The sequence below is a fragment of the Pseudomonas sp. PvP100 genome, assembly GCF_017833055.1.
Lineage (GTDB): Bacteria > Pseudomonadota > Gammaproteobacteria > Pseudomonadales > Pseudomonadaceae > Aquipseudomonas > Aquipseudomonas syringae.
The window spans coordinates 5,484,410-5,500,000 of the sequence record NZ_JAFIBO010000001.1; the positions used below are offsets into that span (position 1 = coordinate 5,484,410).

16 protein-coding genes (1 of these 16 running past the window's edge) are annotated in these 15,591 nt (G+C 59.0%); 11 read left to right on the forward strand and 5 right to left on the reverse strand.

Annotated elements, in window-relative coordinates; genetic code table 11:
* Positions 1-368: 368 nt before the first annotated feature.
* The gene (gene dksA / locus JOE39_RS23735) at positions 369-809 is read right to left on the reverse strand and encodes an RNA polymerase-binding protein DksA (protein ID WP_003317723.1); all 441 of its coding nucleotides are present in this window, start codon (positions 807-809) and stop codon (positions 369-371) included.
* Positions 810-1,157: 348 nt separating this feature from the next.
* On the opposite strand from dksA, the gene JOE39_RS23740 reads away from it, so the two are divergent.
* Both JOE39_RS23740 and sfsA read left to right on the forward strand, forming a co-directional pair.
* Entirely contained in the window at positions 1,158-2,330 is a 1,173-nt protein-coding gene (locus tag JOE39_RS23740) for a pyridoxal phosphate-dependent aminotransferase (protein WP_024691975.1), read from the forward strand.
* Complete coding sequence (sfsA, locus tag JOE39_RS23745) at positions 2,330-3,043, forward strand: DNA/RNA nuclease SfsA (RefSeq protein WP_003345056.1); 714 nt, start codon at positions 2,330-2,332, stop codon at positions 3,041-3,043. The genes JOE39_RS23740 and sfsA overlap by 1 nt, the downstream gene beginning before the upstream one ends.
* Positions 3,044-3,073: 30 nt before the next feature.
* Here sfsA and JOE39_RS23750 read toward each other — a convergent pair whose 3' ends face one another.
* Positions 3,074-3,403, reverse strand: a complete 330-nt coding sequence (locus tag JOE39_RS23750; protein ID WP_003345054.1) for a Rieske (2Fe-2S) protein — start codon at positions 3,401-3,403, stop codon at positions 3,074-3,076.
* Between the two features lie 241 nt (positions 3,404-3,644).
* On the opposite strand from JOE39_RS23750, the gene deoC reads away from it, so the two are divergent.
* Positions 3,645-4,430 (forward strand): deoxyribose-phosphate aldolase, encoded by a 786-nt coding sequence (deoC, locus tag JOE39_RS23755; protein ID WP_003392637.1) that lies wholly within the window; start codon positions 3,645-3,647, stop codon positions 4,428-4,430.
* A 356-nt stretch (positions 4,431-4,786) separates the two neighbouring features.
* On the opposite strand, the gene JOE39_RS23760 is transcribed toward deoC, so the two are convergent.
* Both JOE39_RS23760 and JOE39_RS23765 read right to left on the reverse strand, forming a co-directional pair.
* The gene (locus JOE39_RS23760) at positions 4,787-5,131 is read right to left on the reverse strand and encodes a pentapeptide repeat-containing protein (protein WP_003317715.1); all 345 of its coding nucleotides are present in this window, start codon (positions 5,129-5,131) and stop codon (positions 4,787-4,789) included.
* A 100-nt stretch (positions 5,132-5,231) separates the two neighbouring features.
* Positions 5,232-6,770 (reverse strand): bifunctional aminoglycoside phosphotransferase/ATP-binding protein, encoded by a 1,539-nt coding sequence (locus JOE39_RS23765; protein ID WP_210078205.1) that lies wholly within the window; start codon positions 6,768-6,770, stop codon positions 5,232-5,234.
* A gap of 130 nt (positions 6,771-6,900) precedes the next feature.
* On the opposite strand from JOE39_RS23765, the gene mrcB reads away from it, so the two are divergent.
* From mrcB to JOE39_RS23780, 3 genes are read left to right on the forward strand one after another with little or no spacing between them, the layout of a single operon-like run.
* On the forward strand, positions 6,901-9,222 hold the full coding sequence (gene mrcB, locus JOE39_RS23770; RefSeq protein WP_003427455.1) for a penicillin-binding protein 1B: 2,322 nt from the start codon (positions 6,901-6,903) through the stop codon (positions 9,220-9,222).
* Between the two features lie 17 nt (positions 9,223-9,239).
* The gene (locus tag JOE39_RS23775) at positions 9,240-9,998 is read left to right on the forward strand and encodes a hypothetical protein (RefSeq protein WP_221033631.1); all 759 of its coding nucleotides are present in this window, start codon (positions 9,240-9,242) and stop codon (positions 9,996-9,998) included.
* Entirely contained in the window at positions 9,998-10,327 is a 330-nt protein-coding gene (locus tag JOE39_RS23780; protein ID WP_003392631.1) for a YqcC family protein, read from the forward strand. The genes JOE39_RS23775 and JOE39_RS23780 overlap by 1 nt, the downstream gene beginning before the upstream one ends.
* A gap of 11 nt (positions 10,328-10,338) precedes the next feature.
* On the opposite strand, the gene JOE39_RS23785 is transcribed toward JOE39_RS23780, so the two are convergent.
* The gene (locus tag JOE39_RS23785; protein ID WP_003392629.1) at positions 10,339-10,755 is read right to left on the reverse strand and encodes a DUF4124 domain-containing protein; all 417 of its coding nucleotides are present in this window, start codon (positions 10,753-10,755) and stop codon (positions 10,339-10,341) included.
* 397 nt (positions 10,756-11,152) lie between these two features.
* Here JOE39_RS23785 and JOE39_RS23790 point away from each other — a divergent pair, with 397 nt between their 5' ends.
* The 5 genes from JOE39_RS23790 to msrP all read left to right on the forward strand — a co-directional run.
* Positions 11,153-12,877 (forward strand): acetolactate synthase 3 large subunit, encoded by a 1,725-nt coding sequence (locus JOE39_RS23790; protein ID WP_003317709.1) that lies wholly within the window; start codon positions 11,153-11,155, stop codon positions 12,875-12,877.
* Positions 12,878-12,879: 2 nt separating this feature from the next.
* Positions 12,880-13,371: an acetolactate synthase small subunit gene (gene ilvN / locus JOE39_RS23795; protein ID WP_002552075.1), complete on the forward strand. Its 492-nt coding sequence runs from the start codon at positions 12,880-12,882 to the stop codon at positions 13,369-13,371.
* A gap of 47 nt (positions 13,372-13,418) precedes the next feature.
* Complete coding sequence (gene ilvC, locus JOE39_RS23800) at positions 13,419-14,435, forward strand: ketol-acid reductoisomerase (protein WP_003427449.1); 1,017 nt, start codon at positions 13,419-13,421, stop codon at positions 14,433-14,435.
* 146 nt (positions 14,436-14,581) lie between these two features.
* Positions 14,582-15,427: a CDP-diacylglycerol--serine O-phosphatidyltransferase gene (gene pssA, locus JOE39_RS23805; RefSeq protein ID WP_003317706.1), complete on the forward strand. Its 846-nt coding sequence runs from the start codon at positions 14,582-14,584 to the stop codon at positions 15,425-15,427.
* Positions 15,428-15,496: 69 nt separating this feature from the next.
* Positions 15,497-15,591 carry the beginning of a protein-methionine-sulfoxide reductase catalytic subunit MsrP gene (msrP, locus tag JOE39_RS23810; protein WP_024691980.1) on the forward strand. The gene runs 919 nt beyond the window's last position, so only the first 95 of its 1,014 coding nucleotides appear in the window; its start codon is at positions 15,497-15,499; the stop codon falls past the right edge of the window.

Genomic DNA, 15,591 nt, shown 5'->3' on the forward strand with positions numbered 1-15,591 from the left:
TTTCGCCCCTCGGCGAGTCACTTTGAAGGGGCCAAAGTGACCAAAGCCCCTGGCTCCGTTTCCGGCCCGACTTCGTCGGGTTCCTTCGCCCTGTCACTGATCCGGGGGTCGCCGCAACGGGCCCTCCATGGCCCGGTGCGGCTAGCCTGGCGTCCTGCCAGGCTACCCCCGGATCAGCGCCAGGACTCAGCCGTCACTTACGTCGCAATTTGCGTCGTCAGTGCCATCGCGATCAAAGAGCGCATGGGAGTCAGTTGGGCTGTGGACAGCGATGAGCAAGGAGTGGGAACAAGATTCGCCGTCATCGTGCTTTCAACAGGCACAAAAAAAGACGCCGAAGCGTCTTTTCAGTCAAAGGCGGCCCCAGGTCATTTACCGACCTGTTTTTCCTTGATTTCTGCAAGTGTCTTGCAGTCGACGCACTGGTCTGCAGTCGGGCGAGCCTCAAGACGGCGGATGCCGATCTCTACGCCGCAGGATTCACACCAGCCATATTCCTCGTCCTTGATCAGTTGCAGCGTCTTGTCGATTTTCTTGATCAGCTTGCGTTCGCGATCGCGGGCACGAAGTTCGAGGCTGAACTCTTCTTCCTGACTGGCACGGTCGGCCGGATCAGGGAAGTTGGCAGCTTCATCCTTCATATGGTCTACCGTTCGGTCGACCTCTTGCATCAAGTCCTGCTTCCACTTGTTCAGGATCTTGGTGAAGTGCGCGCGCATCGGCTCGCCCATGTACTCTTCACCCTTCGTTTGCACGTAGGGCTCAAAGCCGCTGATTAGATGGTTCTGTTGCTTTTCTGGGGTGGGCATGTCTGGACCGCCTCTCACTCTTCTAATCTATTGCGCAGGATTGTTCCATCACCGACACCCGTCGGCCCTGCAGCTGCAAGCGGGCGAACTTACCAGATCAAATCGGAGTGCGCTACTCCCGGTTGTCGAGCATGGCGACGCCGTCTTCTTATGGAGATGGCCATTTCGCATCTGCCCTGCATCTAAATGAACTCTAGTCGCTGCGCACCGTCGTAGCTTTCTTTTATTCAGCGTTCGGGAACCGGGTTTTTCAGTCCGCAAACACACCGTCGGGCGGGTGGTTGGGTAGAATCATGGCGCGACGTGATGACAATCATGTTTTAACACCCGCCCTCCAAAGGAATATCCATGAGCCAGCCTTACAGTGCGCGCAGCCGCGCCATAGAACCTTTTCATGTCATGGCGTTGCTGGCGCGTGCCAATGAATTGCAGGCGGCGGGTCATGATGTGATTCACCTTGAAATCGGCGAGCCCGATTTCACCACTGCGCAGCCCATCATTAAGGCTGGCCAGGCGGCACTGGCAGACGGCAAGACGCGTTACACCGCCGCGCGCGGCCTGCCGCAGCTGCGCGAGGCCATTGCCGGGTTTTACGCCCAGCGTTACGGCGTCGACATTGATCCTCAGCGCATTCTGGTCACGCCGGGTGGTTCAGGCGCGTTGTTGCTGACCAGCAGTCTACTGGTCGATCCGGGCAAGCACTGGTTGCTGGCCGACCCTGGCTACCCGTGCAATCGCCACTTTTTACGTCTGATAGAAGGCGAGGCGCAGCTGGTGCCGGTAGGTCCCCAGGAGCGTTATCAACTGACCCCCGAGCTGGTGGCCAAGCACTGGAACCAGAACAGTGTCGGCGCTCTGGTGGCATCGCCCGCCAACCCGACCGGCACTCTATTGAGTCGTGACGAACTGGCAGCCTTGTCTCAGGCATTGAAAGCCCGCAATGGCCACTTGGTGGTGGACGAGATCTATCACGGCCTGACCTACGGTGTGGACGCCAGCAGTGTGCTGGAGGTGGATAATGACGCTTTCGTCCTCAATAGCTTTTCAAAGTATTTCGGCATGACCGGGTGGCGTCTTGGCTGGCTGGTCGCGCCACAGGATGCGGTGGCCGATCTGGAAAAGCTGGCCCAGAACCTTTACATCAGCGCGCCGAGCATGGCGCAACATGCTGCGCTCGCCTGCTTTGAGCCGCAGACGCTGGCCATACTCGAGCAACGGCGTGCCGAGTTCGGCCGCCGCCGGGACTTTCTGCTGCCAGCGCTGCGCGAACTGGGGTTCGGTATTGCCGTCGAGCCGGAAGGGGCCTTTTATTTGTATGCCGATATCTCCGCGTTTGGCGGCGATGCCTTTGCCTTTTGCCGGCACTTTCTGGAAACCGAGCACGTTGCCTTTACACCTGGCCTGGACTTTGGCCGTTTTCAGGCAGGGCACCACGTGCGCTTTGCCTATACGCAAAGCCTGCCGCGCCTTGAACAGGCGGTCGAGCGAATCGCTCGCGGTCTGCGTAGCTGGGGCGTCTGATGCGTTTTTCTCCGCAGCTTGAACAGGGTCGTCTGCTGGTGCGTTATAAGCGTTTTCTCGCTGATATCGAAACCGATAGCGGTGAGTTGCTGACCATTCACTGCCCTAACACCGGTTCGATGCTCAACTGCATGATGCCCGGCGGGCGCGTGTGGTTCAGTCGCTCGAATGACCCCAAGCGCAAACTGCCGGGCACTTGGGAAATCAGCGAAACTCCGCAGGGTCGCCTGGCCTGTATCAATACCGGACGGGCCAATACGCTGGTTGACGAGGCCTTGCGCGCCGGGGTCATCAGCGAACTGACGGGGTTCACGGCGCTCAAGCGCGAGGTGGCCTACGGACAGGAAAAAAGCCGTGTGGACTTTCGTCTGGAGTATCCGGATGGCTACCTGTATCTGGAAGTGAAAAGTGTCACTTTGGGGTTCGATGGCTCCAGCGTGGCGGCATTCCCCGATGCGGTGACCCAGCGAGGCGCGCGGCACCTGCGCGAACTGGCGACGCTGGCGCGCGAAGGCGTGCGCGCCGTGCTGCTGTATTGCGTCAATCTCACCGGTATCGACGCTGTGCGGCCTGCGCAGGAGATTGATCCTGCCTACGCGGCGGCGTTGCGTGAAGCTATTGATGCCGGTGTGCAAATTCTTGCCTACGGTGCGCAACTGACGTCGGAAGAGATTTTTATCGACCGTCGCCTGCAGGTGCACGGACTGGATTGAGGCATCTGGCTACAGGCGGTTCAGACTCCGTCATGCCTCCAGATGCAGCGACACCCAGATGCCCTCGGCGTCTTCACGGCTTTTGATGACGGTCAAGGACTGGCCTTCGCAAGGCCCGGCAACGCATTCGCCGTTCTCGATCAGAAACAACGCCCCGTGCGTAGCGCACTGGATCAGGCTTGCACTGCTGTCCAGAAATTGATCGGGTTGCCATTCCAGGGGAATGCCGCGATGCGGGCAGCGGTTTTTGTAGACGAACACTTGGCCTTGGCGGCGCACGGCAAACAGTGCATGTTCGCCCAGCGCGAAGCCTTTGCTGTGGGCTTCGGGCAGGTGGCTTGAAGTGCAAAGGAATATCAAGAAGCCTCCATAGGCCAGTTGTTAGAGGGCCCGTTTTAGGGTGCCAGTTTTCAGGGGCGATGCCTGATCGGACAAGTCTGGCATTTTCTTCGGATTGATGCGCTGCGTTACGTTGAAGTCATTACAGGGTACGTCGGTTCTTTCCTGTCTTTCTGTAGCTTTCGTCTCTAAGCGCATCGCCTATGCTTGTAGGCCTTGCAGCCATATATCGTCCGCTCATGTCTTGCAGAGCGGAAATACTATGAAAGAGATGACAGCAGATGATGAGCGACTGGCGCGTCAGGTCATCGGGCTGCTTGAGCTGTTCGCCCTCAACACAGACGACACGGAGCAGCGCATTGTCGGCATCTGTCGGCGTGCCTGTACGCCTGTGGGGCCGGTTGCCGCGGTCAGCGTCCAGCAACGTTTCGTGTGTCTGGCACGCACCACGCTGGATCGCCTACAGGCTCGTCATATCAAGGTCGTCGCCGTGGTCAATTTCCCTCATGGCAGCAGCAATGTTCAGTCAGTCATCGCCCAGGTACGCGCTGCGCTGATGGCTGGCGCGGATGAGATCGACGTCGTGTATCCCTTTCGCGCGTTGCTCGGCGGAGATCGGCAGCCCGGCCTGGCGATGATTTCGGCGTGTTCGGCTTTGTGTGCCGGGCAGGTCAGGCTTACCGCTACCCTTGAAACCGGTGACTTGCGTGACTCGCAAATGATCCTCGATGCGTGTCGCGATGCGATTGTTTCGGGCGCTGACTTCATCAAGACCAGCACGGGCAAGGCCGCCACGCATGTCACGCCGCAGGCTGCACGGATCATGCTGGAGTCCATTGCTGACGTAGGCGGACAAGTGGGGCTCAAGGTTGCAGGCGGGATCCGTACGTTCGACGAGGCGCGTGTTTACATGGCACTGGTCCGCGCGCGATTTGGTCTGCAATGGATCAGCGCCGGGCGTTTACGGCTGGGAGGATCGAGCTTGCTGGACGATTTGCTGGCAAGGCTCGGCCTGCTCGAATCCCATGGTGGCGGCGCTGGCTTTTGAATGACCGGTGGTTTTGTGCCGAGCAAAAAAAGACCCGGCAAAGAGCCGGGTCAAAAACCGTGATTAGCCTGATGAGGAGATAATCTGAAAGTCCGAACCAAGGTCTTTCAGGCTACCGTCCAGTCTCGCGACCGGATGTGATAATCATAACGATTCTCATTTGTAAGTCAACATTTCTTTTGGTGGCCCGGACGCCGGTTCCTGCGCCTGATTCAGCACGCATATTTGAGGGCTAAAAAGTGCTGAGCACAGCGAAGACCGGGTTGCGCATGCAAGAGAAGGGGGGCATGAAAAGAGTGCGATACATCGCCAGCCCGCTATGCATCGCGCATGCAGGCTGCAACGTTTTTGCGGTATCAGTGGGTACGGTAGCGCAGGCGCGTGCCGAAATTCACCGACATCAGGATCTCGTCAGCCGAGAGTTCGGCCGGGAAGAACACCCCTGAAATCTGTGCGTGAGCGATGCTCGCACCTTCCATCGGCGTATTGCGCAGGTCCAGGCCGCGAAGGTCGGCAGAGCGAAAATAGGCGTCGGTGAAGTCGATGCCGGCGGTGTCCAGCTCGCGCAGGTCCAGCCCTCTGAAGTCGCCCCCGACCATGTCGATGGTGCCGGTTCGTGGTTTCTCTTGATTGAAACCTTCGACGTCATCTTTGCGCAGCAGCATATAAAGCGGTGAGTCGATCTGTTTGGGGTGGCTCATGATGGCCTCGGACATGTCGTTGCGTTGGAATTATGGCGCCAGTATATCGCCATCATCTTGAGGCCGTGAAGCATTAACCGCTCAACGGCCATGCGTCTGTTTAAAGGCCCGGCAGGCGCTGACGCAGGTTGTCGATAAGGCTGTCCAGGTCGCTGCTGACGTTGGTTGCAACCTTCTTGCTGCGCAGGATTTCGTCGGCGCCTAGCGGCTCGCGACTGGCCTGCTGAGCCTCGATGACTTCCAGTGTGGCGTCGGAGGGGTCGTTGTTCTGTGCCTGACGCTGCGCAAGCCAGCCAGCGATCACTGCCTGTGGTGCTTCGCAATCCAGAATCAGGAACGGCACACCGGTGTTTTCCGCAATCTTTGCCGCCGCATCGCGTTGCTCGCGCTTCAGGTAGGTCGCATCGATTACCACCGAGAAGCCCGCGCGCAGAGTTGCGGAGGCCAGCTCATGCAGGCGGGCATAAGTTGCGCTGCTGGCTTGCGCGTCATACAGATCCTGGCCCTGGCCGGCAAACAGGCGCTTGCGCTCTACGTCCGAGCGCAGGCGGATGGCGCCCAGCGATTCCACCAGACGCATTGCTACGTGGCTTTTGCCGACGGCAGAGACACCGTGGGTAATAGTCAGAAACGGCGAAGGGATGGCGCTGTAGCTCTCGGCCAGATTGGCATAATTGCGGTACTGACGAAGCGTCGCCGCGCGCTGCAAACCGTCGGCATTGGCCGGCTGGGTGAACAGTGCCACCTTGGCGCGGACCATTGCGCGGTAGGCCTTGTAGAAGTTCAACAGCTCAAGGCCTGCGTAGTCGCCGGTGACTACGAGGTACTGACTGATCAAGCGCCGCGACAGCGATTTCAGGCCACGGTCCTCAAGGTCCATTGCCAGAAAGCCGATGTCGGCGTAGACGTCGGTCTTGCGGAACGGCTCGTTGAACTCGATGCAGTCGAACAGTACGACCTTGCCGTCAATCACCGTTGCGTTGCCCAGATGGATGTCGCCATGGCATTCACGGATGAACCCGTCGGCCTTGCGGTGAGCCAGCAGCGGCTTGAGTCGCGCAAAGCTCGACTCTGCCCACGCCTGCAGGGCATCAAGCTGTGCCAGGTCGGATTTTTCGCTCAGCAGCGGGCGAATCTGCTCGAAATTCTGTACCACCGGGGCCATCACGCTGTCAGGCGAGCCGAGTTCGCTTTCGGCCCCGACCTGCGGTGAGGTCAGGTGAAAGCCGGCAATCTGGCTCGCCAGTTCGTCGATGTGCGCAGTCGTCACTTCACCGTTGGCCTGCAGCGTGCTCAGCAGACCATCCTGCGAGAACTGCTTCATCTTCAGCGCGTACTCGATGGCTTCGCCGTCGCCGCCCAGTTGTGGCGCGTTCTCTGTGCCAGTGATCGGCAGGACTTCGATGTAGAGGTCGTCGGTCAGACGTTGATTCAGGCGCAACTCTTCTTCGCAGAAATGCTTGCGCAGGGCCAGCGTGGTGAAATCCAGAAAGCCGAAGTTCATCGGCTTTTTGAATTTGTAGGCATACGGACCCGTCAGCAGCACCCAGGAAATGTGCGTTTCGATGACCTGGAAACTCTCCACCGGATGGGGGAAGAGGGCAGGGTTCTGCAGGGCAGCAATCAAAGACTGGCTCACGGTCGATCCTTCAGGAATGTGTTCAAAATGTAAGTACACGATGCTGCCATTATGGCCGCTTGGCGCGAGGCTGCAAACCGCTGACTCGGGCGTCTGTCGATCCTCGGTAAAGTGCGTATAATCCGCGCCCATGACTCGATCCCGCACCTCTCGTTCTGCAAAAAAACAACCTCCCCGCAGCCTTAACAAGTGGCTGGGCTGGGCGTTGAAGCTCGGTATTGTCGGCCTGGTTCTGCTCGGCGGCCTGGCCATTTATCTCGATGCAATCGTCCAGGAAAAATTCTCCGGCAAGCGCTGGACCATCCCGGCCAAGGTCTATGCACGGCCGCTGGAGCTGTTCGTTGGACAGAAGCTGAGCCGCGATGACTTTCTCATCGAGCTCGACGCCCTGGGCTATCGCCGCGAAAGCGTGGCGAACGGGCCCGGCGCCGCAGCGGTGAACGGCAATACCGTCGACCTCAACACGCGTGGTTTTCAGTTCTACGAAGGCACTGACGCAGCGCAGCAGGTGCGCGTGCGCTTTTCCGGTGACTACGTAGCTGACTTGTCTTCGGGCAATGGTGCAAAGCTTGCGGTGGCGCGGCTTGAGCCGTTGCTGATCGGCGGCCTGTACCCGAAGAACCTGGAAGACCGGATTCTGATCAAGCTGGATCAGGCGCCGCCCTATCTGCTCGACGGGCTGGTGGCGGTCGAGGACCGGGATTTCTATCACCACTTCGGCGTGTCGCCCAAGTCCATTGCCCGGGCGATCTGGGTCAATACCTCGCAGGGGCAGATGCGCCAGGGCGGCAGTACGCTGACCCAGCAGTTGGTCAAGAACTTCTACCTGACCAACGAGCGCAGCCTGACCCGCAAGCTGACCGAAGCCATGATGGCCGTTTTGCTGGAGATCCATTACAGCAAGCAGGAAATCCTCGAGGCCTATCTCAACGAAGTGTTCGTCGGCCAGGACGGCCAGCGTGCTGTTCACGGTTTCGGTCTGGCCAGTCAGTATTTCTTCAGCCAGCCGCTGTCCGAACTGAAAATCCATCAGGTGGCGATGCTGGTCGGTCTGGTCAAGGGGCCTTCCTTCTATAACCCGCGGCGCAATCCGGAGCGTGCTCTGGAGCGTCGTAATCTGGTGCTCGACCTGTTCGAGCAGCAGGGCGTCGCCACGCCGGAAGTGGTTGCCGCTGCGAAGAAAATGCCACTGGGTGTGACCAAGACCGGGACCCTCGCCGACAGCTCGTTCCCGGCGTTCCTCGATCTGGTCAAGCGTCAGCTGCGCGAAGACTATCGCGACGAAGACTTGACCGAAGAAGGGCTGCGGATCTTTACCAGTTTCGATCCGATCCTGCAGATGAAGTCCCAGGCTGCCATGGACGATACGTTCAAGAAGCTCGCCGGGCGCAAGGGTTCTGATGAGGTGGAGTCGGCCATGGTCGTCACCAACCCGGAAACCGGCGAAGTGCAGGCGTTGATCGGTGGGCGTGAGGCCGGGTTCTCGGGCTTCAACCGGGCGATCGACGCGGTTCGGCCGATCGGCTCGCTGGTCAAGCCGGCTATTTACCTGACGGCACTCGAACGGCCAAGCCAGTACACCTTGACCAGCTGGATCGCCGACGAACTGTTCCAGGTCAAGGGTGCCGATGGCCAGATCTGGAAACCGCAGAACTACGATCACAAGTCACACGGCAATATCTTCCTGTATCAGGGGCTGGCGCATTCTTACAACTTGTCGACCGCCAAGCTGGGTCTTGAGCTGGGCATTCCAAACGTGTTCAAGACGTTGGCCAAGCTGGGTGTGACGCGCGAATGGCCGACCTATCCGTCGATGCTGCTGGGTGCGGGTGGCTTGAGTCCGATGGAAGTGGCCACCATGTATCAGACCATCGCCAGCGGCGGGTTCAATACGCCGATGCGTGGTATTCGCAGCGTGCTCACCGCTGAAGGCGAGCCGCTCAAGCGTTATCCGTTCCAGATTGAACAGCGCTTCGATCCGGGTGCCATATACCTGGTGCAGAATGCGATGCAGCGGGTCATGCGCGAAGGTACAGGCAAATCTGTTTACAACGTGTTGCCGAGCTCGTTGAATCTGGCGGGCAAGACTGGCACCAGTAACGACTCGCGCGACAGCTGGTTTGCCGGGTTCAGTCAGGACCTGCTGGCCGTTGTGTGGATGGGTCGCGACGACAACGGCAAGACACCGTTTACCGGTGCCACCGGTGCCCTGCAGGTCTGGACCAGTTTCATGCGCAAGGCCGGTCCGCTGCCGCTGGACATGGCGATGCCGGACAACGTCGTTCAGGCGTGGGTCGATGCGCAGACCGGTCAGGGTTCGGATGCAAGCTGCCCGAATGCCGTGCAGATGCCGTATATTCGCGGCAGTGAGCCCCAGCCTGGCGCGACATGCGGCGGCGCTCCGGCACCTGCCACTGAGGTGATGGACTGGGTCAAGGGTTGGTTGAACTAGGCAATCGAGGTTTTGAAGTGAATAAATGGTGGATTCCAGCTTTAACGGCACTGGCCTTGCTGAACGGCTGCGCCAGTGTGGAACGCGGCTCGATTCCGGTCGTGGATTCGAGCTCCAAGGTGTCCAACGGCGAACGTGCGGCAGCTTCGCGTAACGGTACTTACCGCACCAACACCGCTCCGGTGCAACAGCAGCCGCAAGCTGTACCGCAGGACTCGGGCGTCGTAGTGATGGTGCCGGGCGCGGGCGGCGCCGATGCAGGACAGAGTTATTCTGCGCCCGCCAGTCAGGCACCGTTCAGTGTCAACACTCCGCCTGTCGATGCCGCTCCTGTCAATCAGGCCCCGGTCAATCAGGCCCCGGTCAGTCAGGCTCCCGCGAACAACAGTTACAGCATGCCGGCCGCCTCTGCCCCGACCGGAATTCCGTCCAGCGGTGGCGGTCTGTCAGAGGACGAGCAACTTGACGGGCCTGTACTGGCATTGCTGACCACTGCACAGCAACAGCAGACCAGTGGCGATCTCAACGGCGCGTCGTCCAGTCTCGAGCGGGCGCAGCGGGTTGCACCGCGCGAGCCGCAAGTGCTTTATCGTCTGGCTCAGGTGCGTCTGGCTCAGGGCGATGCAGCCCAGGCCGAGCAACTGGCACGTCGTGGTCTGACTTACGCCAACGGGCGCACCAGCCTTCAGGCCAGTCTGTGGGGATTGATCGCTCAGTCACGCGAAAAGCAAGGTGATGCGGCCGGTGCTGCCCTGGCTCGTCAAAAGGCTCGCTGATGGACGGACGTTTGCCTGAGGTTGCCGAGCAACTGTTGTTGATAGAGCGCGAGTTGCGCCTGCTGGGCTGGTGGGATGCGACACCGCCCAGTGAGCAGGCGCTCGCCAGTCAGGAGCCGTTCAGCGTCGATACCCTGGAGTTCGCCCAGTGGCTGCAATGGATTTTCCTGCCGCGGATGAAGGTCATCCTTGAGCGTGACCTGCCATTACCCAATGCTTCCGGCATTCTGGAAATGGCCGAGATGGTTTATGCCGGGTGCATGAGTGAAACCCGGCAACTGCAAGCGCATCTGGCGCGGTTCGACCAGCTGATTACAGCAGCGCGCTGATCGGCGCGCTTCTAGCGGCAGTATTCGCTGATAGCCCTGTTGGTTTCGTCGATACGCGTCTTGCGGTTCTCATCCGTAAGGCGCCTCGACTCCCCTCCAACCTGCTCGCGCACGCGTGGATTGTTCTGCAACTGCGCAAGATTGGTGCGCAAGGTCTCGCAATTTTCCGCGCGCTTGGCTTCCTGAGCCTTCACCTGGCTTTTGACTTTCTGGTCAATCTCGCGTTGCTGCGCAGCCCCATCGTCCGCTGGCATGCCCGGCGCGGCAGCGGGTGGCGGTGTCTGCACATTGATTTCCTGCACCGGCTGGCCAGTGGGCGGCTGGGCATCAAAGTGCGTCACGCCCTGGGCATCCACCCACTTGTAGATCGAAGCGGCCTGGCTGGTTGCGCTGATGGCCAGCGCGGCGGCGAGAATCATCCAATGCATGTCGGGTCCTTGAAAGTCTGTGCATGCAGAAAGCTACCATAACAGTGCATTTCAGTCCGAAACGGTGCGATTTCACTCGCCGGGTTTCAAGAAAGCGCACGGATCGCTTGACTTGAAGGGGGGGAATCACAACAATCCAAAGTTCGCTGTAGAAGGACTGCCAGAAGCAGACCCTCTCGGTAGATCATGAGGCGCACACCCGCGCCGACCTGTAACACCCGCAACGCGTTACCTCGCGCTGGGTGGGAATGTTCCGCAACACTCAGGGACCTCCCAATACTTGCTCAGTCAGTGCTGACGTAGTCGGCGACCACCGTCGCTCATGCTCTGCTGGCAGTAAACCTATTAAGACCCGTCCCGGAGTGGGCGGTATTCTGGCGTTTTAGAGGTGAACAACGTGGAGCTTTTATCTGGCGCTGAAATGGTCGTCCGCTTTTTGCGTGACGAAGGCGTTGAGCATATCTATGGGTACCCCGGTGGTGCCCTCCTGCATGTCTACGATGCCCTGTTCAAAGAACCGGCGGTGAGCCACATCCTTGTTCGCCACGAGCAGGCTGCCACGCACATGGCCGATGGCTATGCGCGGGCTACCGGCAAGGCGGGCGTGGTGCTGGTGACTTCGGGTCCTGGTGCAACCAATGCCATTACCGGTATCGCCACGGCGTACATGGACTCCATTCCGATGGTGGTCCTGTCCGGTCAGGTAGCCAGTACGCTGGTGGGCACCGACGCGTTCCAGGAGACCGACATGATCGGTATCTCCCGGCCGATCGTGAAGCACAGCTTCATGATCAAGCACCCGTCGGAAATCCCGGAAATCCTGAAAAAGGCTTTCTACCTGGCGCAGTCCGGTCGTCCGGGGCCGGTGGTCGTCGATATTCCGAAAGACATGACCAACCCGGCCGAAAAATTTGAATACGTCTTCCCGAAAAAAGCCAAGCTGCGCTCCTACAGCCCGGCGGTTCGTGGCCATTCCGGTCAGATCCGCAAGGCCGTCGAGATGCTGCTGGCTGCCAAGCGCCCGATCGTCTACGCCGGTGGCGGGGTGATCATGGGCAATGCTTCGGCGCAACTGACCGAACTGGCGCAACTGCTCGATGCACCGGTAACCAACACCCTGATGGGGCTTGGTTGCTATCCGGGCACGGATCGTCAGTTCGTCGGCATGCTCGGGATGCACGGTAGCTATACCGCCAACCTCGCGATGCACCATACCGATGTGATCCTGGCTGTCGGCGCGCGCTTTGATGACCGTGTCATCAACGGCGCCAGCAAGTTCTGCCCGAACGCCAAAATTATCCACATCGATATCGACCCGGCTTCGATCTCCAAGACCATCAAGGCCGATGTGCCTATCGTCGGTCCTGTCGAAAGCGTGCTGACCGAAATGGTCGCCACCTTGAAAGAGATCGGCGAGACACCCGACAAGGCATCCGTTGCCGCGTGGTGGAAGCAGATTGACGAGTGGCGCGGTACGGGTGATCTGTTCCCGTACAACCGTGGCGATGGCACGGTCATCAAGCCGCAGGCCGTTATCGAAACGCTGTGCGAAGTTACCAAGGGCGATGCTTATGTCACCTCGGACGTCGGTCAGCATCAGATGTTCGCTGCGCAGTACTACCGCTTCAACAAGCCGAACCGCTGGATCAACTCCGGTGGTCTGGGCACCATGGGCTTTGGCTTCCCGGCGGCGATGGGCGTCAAGCTGAACTTTCCGGATGCGCACGTCGCCTGTGTGACCGGTGAAGGCAGCATCCAGATGAACATCCAGGAGCTGTCGACCTGCCTGCAGTACGGTCTGCCGGTTAAGATCATTCTGCTCAACAACGGTGTGCTGGGCATGGTCCGCCAGTGGCAGGACATGAGCTACGGCGCGCGTCACTCGCACTCCTACATGGAGTCGCTGCCTGATTTCGTCAAGCTGGTCGAGGCCTATGGCCACGTCGGCATGCGTGTCACGGACCTGAAGGATCTGAAGCCGAAGATGGAAGAAGCCTTTGCCATGACTGACCGGCTGGTGTTCATGGATATTCAGGTCGATGTGACCGAGCACGTCTATCCGATGCAAATCAAGGACGGCTCCATGCGCGATATGTGGTTGAGCAAGACGGAGCGGACATAATCATGCGCCATATCATTTCCCTGCTGCTGGAAAACGAACCGGGTGCACTGTCGCGCGTCGTTGGTCTGTTCTCCCAGCGTAATTACAACATCGAAAGCCTGACGGTTGCGCCGACCGAAGACCCGACCCTGTCGCGTCTGACGCTCACCACCGTAGGTCATGATGAGGTGATCGAGCAGATCACCAAAAACCTCAACAAGCTCATCGAAGTGGTCAAGCTGGTCGACCTGTCGGAAAGCGCTCACATCGAGCGCGAACTGATGCTGGTCAAGGTCAAGGCCACCGGCGCGCAGCGTGCCGAGATCAAGCGCACCACGGATATTTTCCGCGGGCAGATCGTCGACGTCACCGCCAGCGTTTACACCGTGCAACTGAGCGGCACGAGCGACAAACTGGACAGCTTCATTCAGGCCATCGGCACCGCCGCTATCCTGGAAACAGTACGCAGTGGCGTAACGGGCATTGCCCGTGGCGACAAAGTGCTGAGCATTTAAATCAATTAAGCAAATGGCCTGCGTGGCCAAGATAACAGGGGATTTCCATGAAAGTTTTCTACGACAAAGACTGTGACCTTTCGATCATCCAGGGCAAGAAAGTCGCCATCATCGGTTATGGTTCGCAAGGCCACGCTCAGGCGTGCAACCTGAAAGACTCCGGCGTTGATGTCACTGTCGGCCTGCGTAAAGGTTCGGCTACTGTCGCCAAGGCCGAGGCTCATGGCCTGAAAGTGACCGACGTCGCTTCTGCTGTTGCTGCCGCCGACGTGGTCATGATCCTGACCCCGGACGAGTTCCAGTCCCAGCTGTACAAGAACGAAGTCGAGCCGAACCTGAAAAAGGGCGCAACACTGGCGTTCTCCCACGGCTTCGCGATTCACTACAACCAGGTCGTGCCGCGCGCTGACCTCGACGTGATCATGATCGCGCCGAAGGCTCCAGGCCACACCGTGCGTACCGAGTTCGTCAAGGGCGGCGGTATCCCTGACCTGATCGCGGTTTATCAGGATGCTTCCGGCAACGCCAAGAACGTTGCCCTGTCCTACGCTTCGGGCGTTGGCGGCGGCCGTACCGGCATCATCGAAACCACTTTCAAGGACGAGACTGAAACCGACCTGTTCGGCGAGCAGGCTGTTCTGTGCGGCGGTACTGTCGAGTTGGTCAAAGCCGGTTTCGAAACGCTGGTTGAAGCTGGCTACGCGCCGGAAATGGCTTACTTCGAATGCCTGCACGAACTGAAGCTGATCGTTGACCTCATGTACGAAGGCGGTATCGCCAACATGAACTACTCGATCTCCAACAACGCCGAGTTCGGCGAGTACGTGACCGGTCCTGAAGTCATCAACGCCGAATCCCGTCAGGCCATGCGTAACGCTCTGAAGCGCATCCAGGACGGCGAATACGCGAAGATGTTCATCACCGAAGGCGCTACTGGCTACCCGTCGATGACTGCCAAGCGTCGTAACAACGCTGCGCACGGCATCGAAATCATCGGTGAAAAACTGCGCTCGATGATGCCTTGGATCGCGGCGAACAAAATCGTCGACAAAGACAAGAACTAAGCATTCAGCTTCACAAAAAAACGCGGCCCATCGGTCGCGTTTTTTCGTTATGGGTCAGGCTCTGGTATAAAGCTGCAATTGTTTGCAGGCGAACCCTCGCTGCAGACCTGTGTCGAACCTTTTCATACCGCTGCAAGGTAATCTCCATGAGCGAACGTCCTGAAGAGCCCATCAAGGCCTCTGACGCTGAAAGTCTGCTACCGATCGATGAACATGTAGAAGAAGGGCATGATGCCGAAGGCCGGCAAGTCCGGCATCGCGGTATCTACCTGCTGCCCAACCTGTTTACCACTGCAAATCTGTTTGCGGGCTTCTACTCCATCATCAGCTCCATGAGCGCTCAAAGCGCGATGAGTGCAGGTGACACCGCCGGTGCGAGCAAGTATTTCGCATTCGCTGCGATTGCGATCTTCGTGGCCATGGTGCTCGACGGCCTGGATGGTCGTGTGGCGCGCATGACCAATACGCAAAGCGCGTTTGGCGCCGAGTACGATTCGCTGTCCGACATGGTTGCCTTTGGTGTGGCCCCGGCGTTGCTGGCGTTCGGCTGGGCACTGGGCGACATGGGCAAGGTGGGCTGGATGGTTGCCTTCATCTATGTAGCCGGCGCTGCATTGCGTCTGGCACGGTTCAATACTCAGGTCGGCAAGGCTGACAAGCGCTACTTCATCGGCCTGGCCAGTCCGGCAGCGGCAGGTGTAGTGGCCGGCACGGTCTGGGCATTCAGCGATTTCGGGATTCAGGGCTCCAAGCTGTCGTTTCTCGTTGCGTTGCTGGTCGCCGCCGCCGGTATGCTGATGGTCAGCAACATCAAGTACAACAGCTTCAAGGAACTGGACTTGAAGGGGCGCGTGCCTTTCGTTGCGATTCTGGCGGTGGTCTTGGTGTTTGCTGTCGTATTCAGCGACCCGCCGCGCATTTTGCTGCTGATATTCCTCGCTTACGCTCTGTCCGGCCCCATTCAGTATCTATTACGTCGCCGCAAAGCCTAGTCAATGATCTAATTTCCACCATACTCCGTAGTCTATTGGTGCATCAGTTCCCTGGCCTGCGGAGTCATCATGCTAATCAAGCTTCCTTCTGCGTCCGACTCCAAAGAGTCGGACGTCACGCCTGAATCCATTTATCTCTCGCGACGCACACTGCTCGCCAGCTC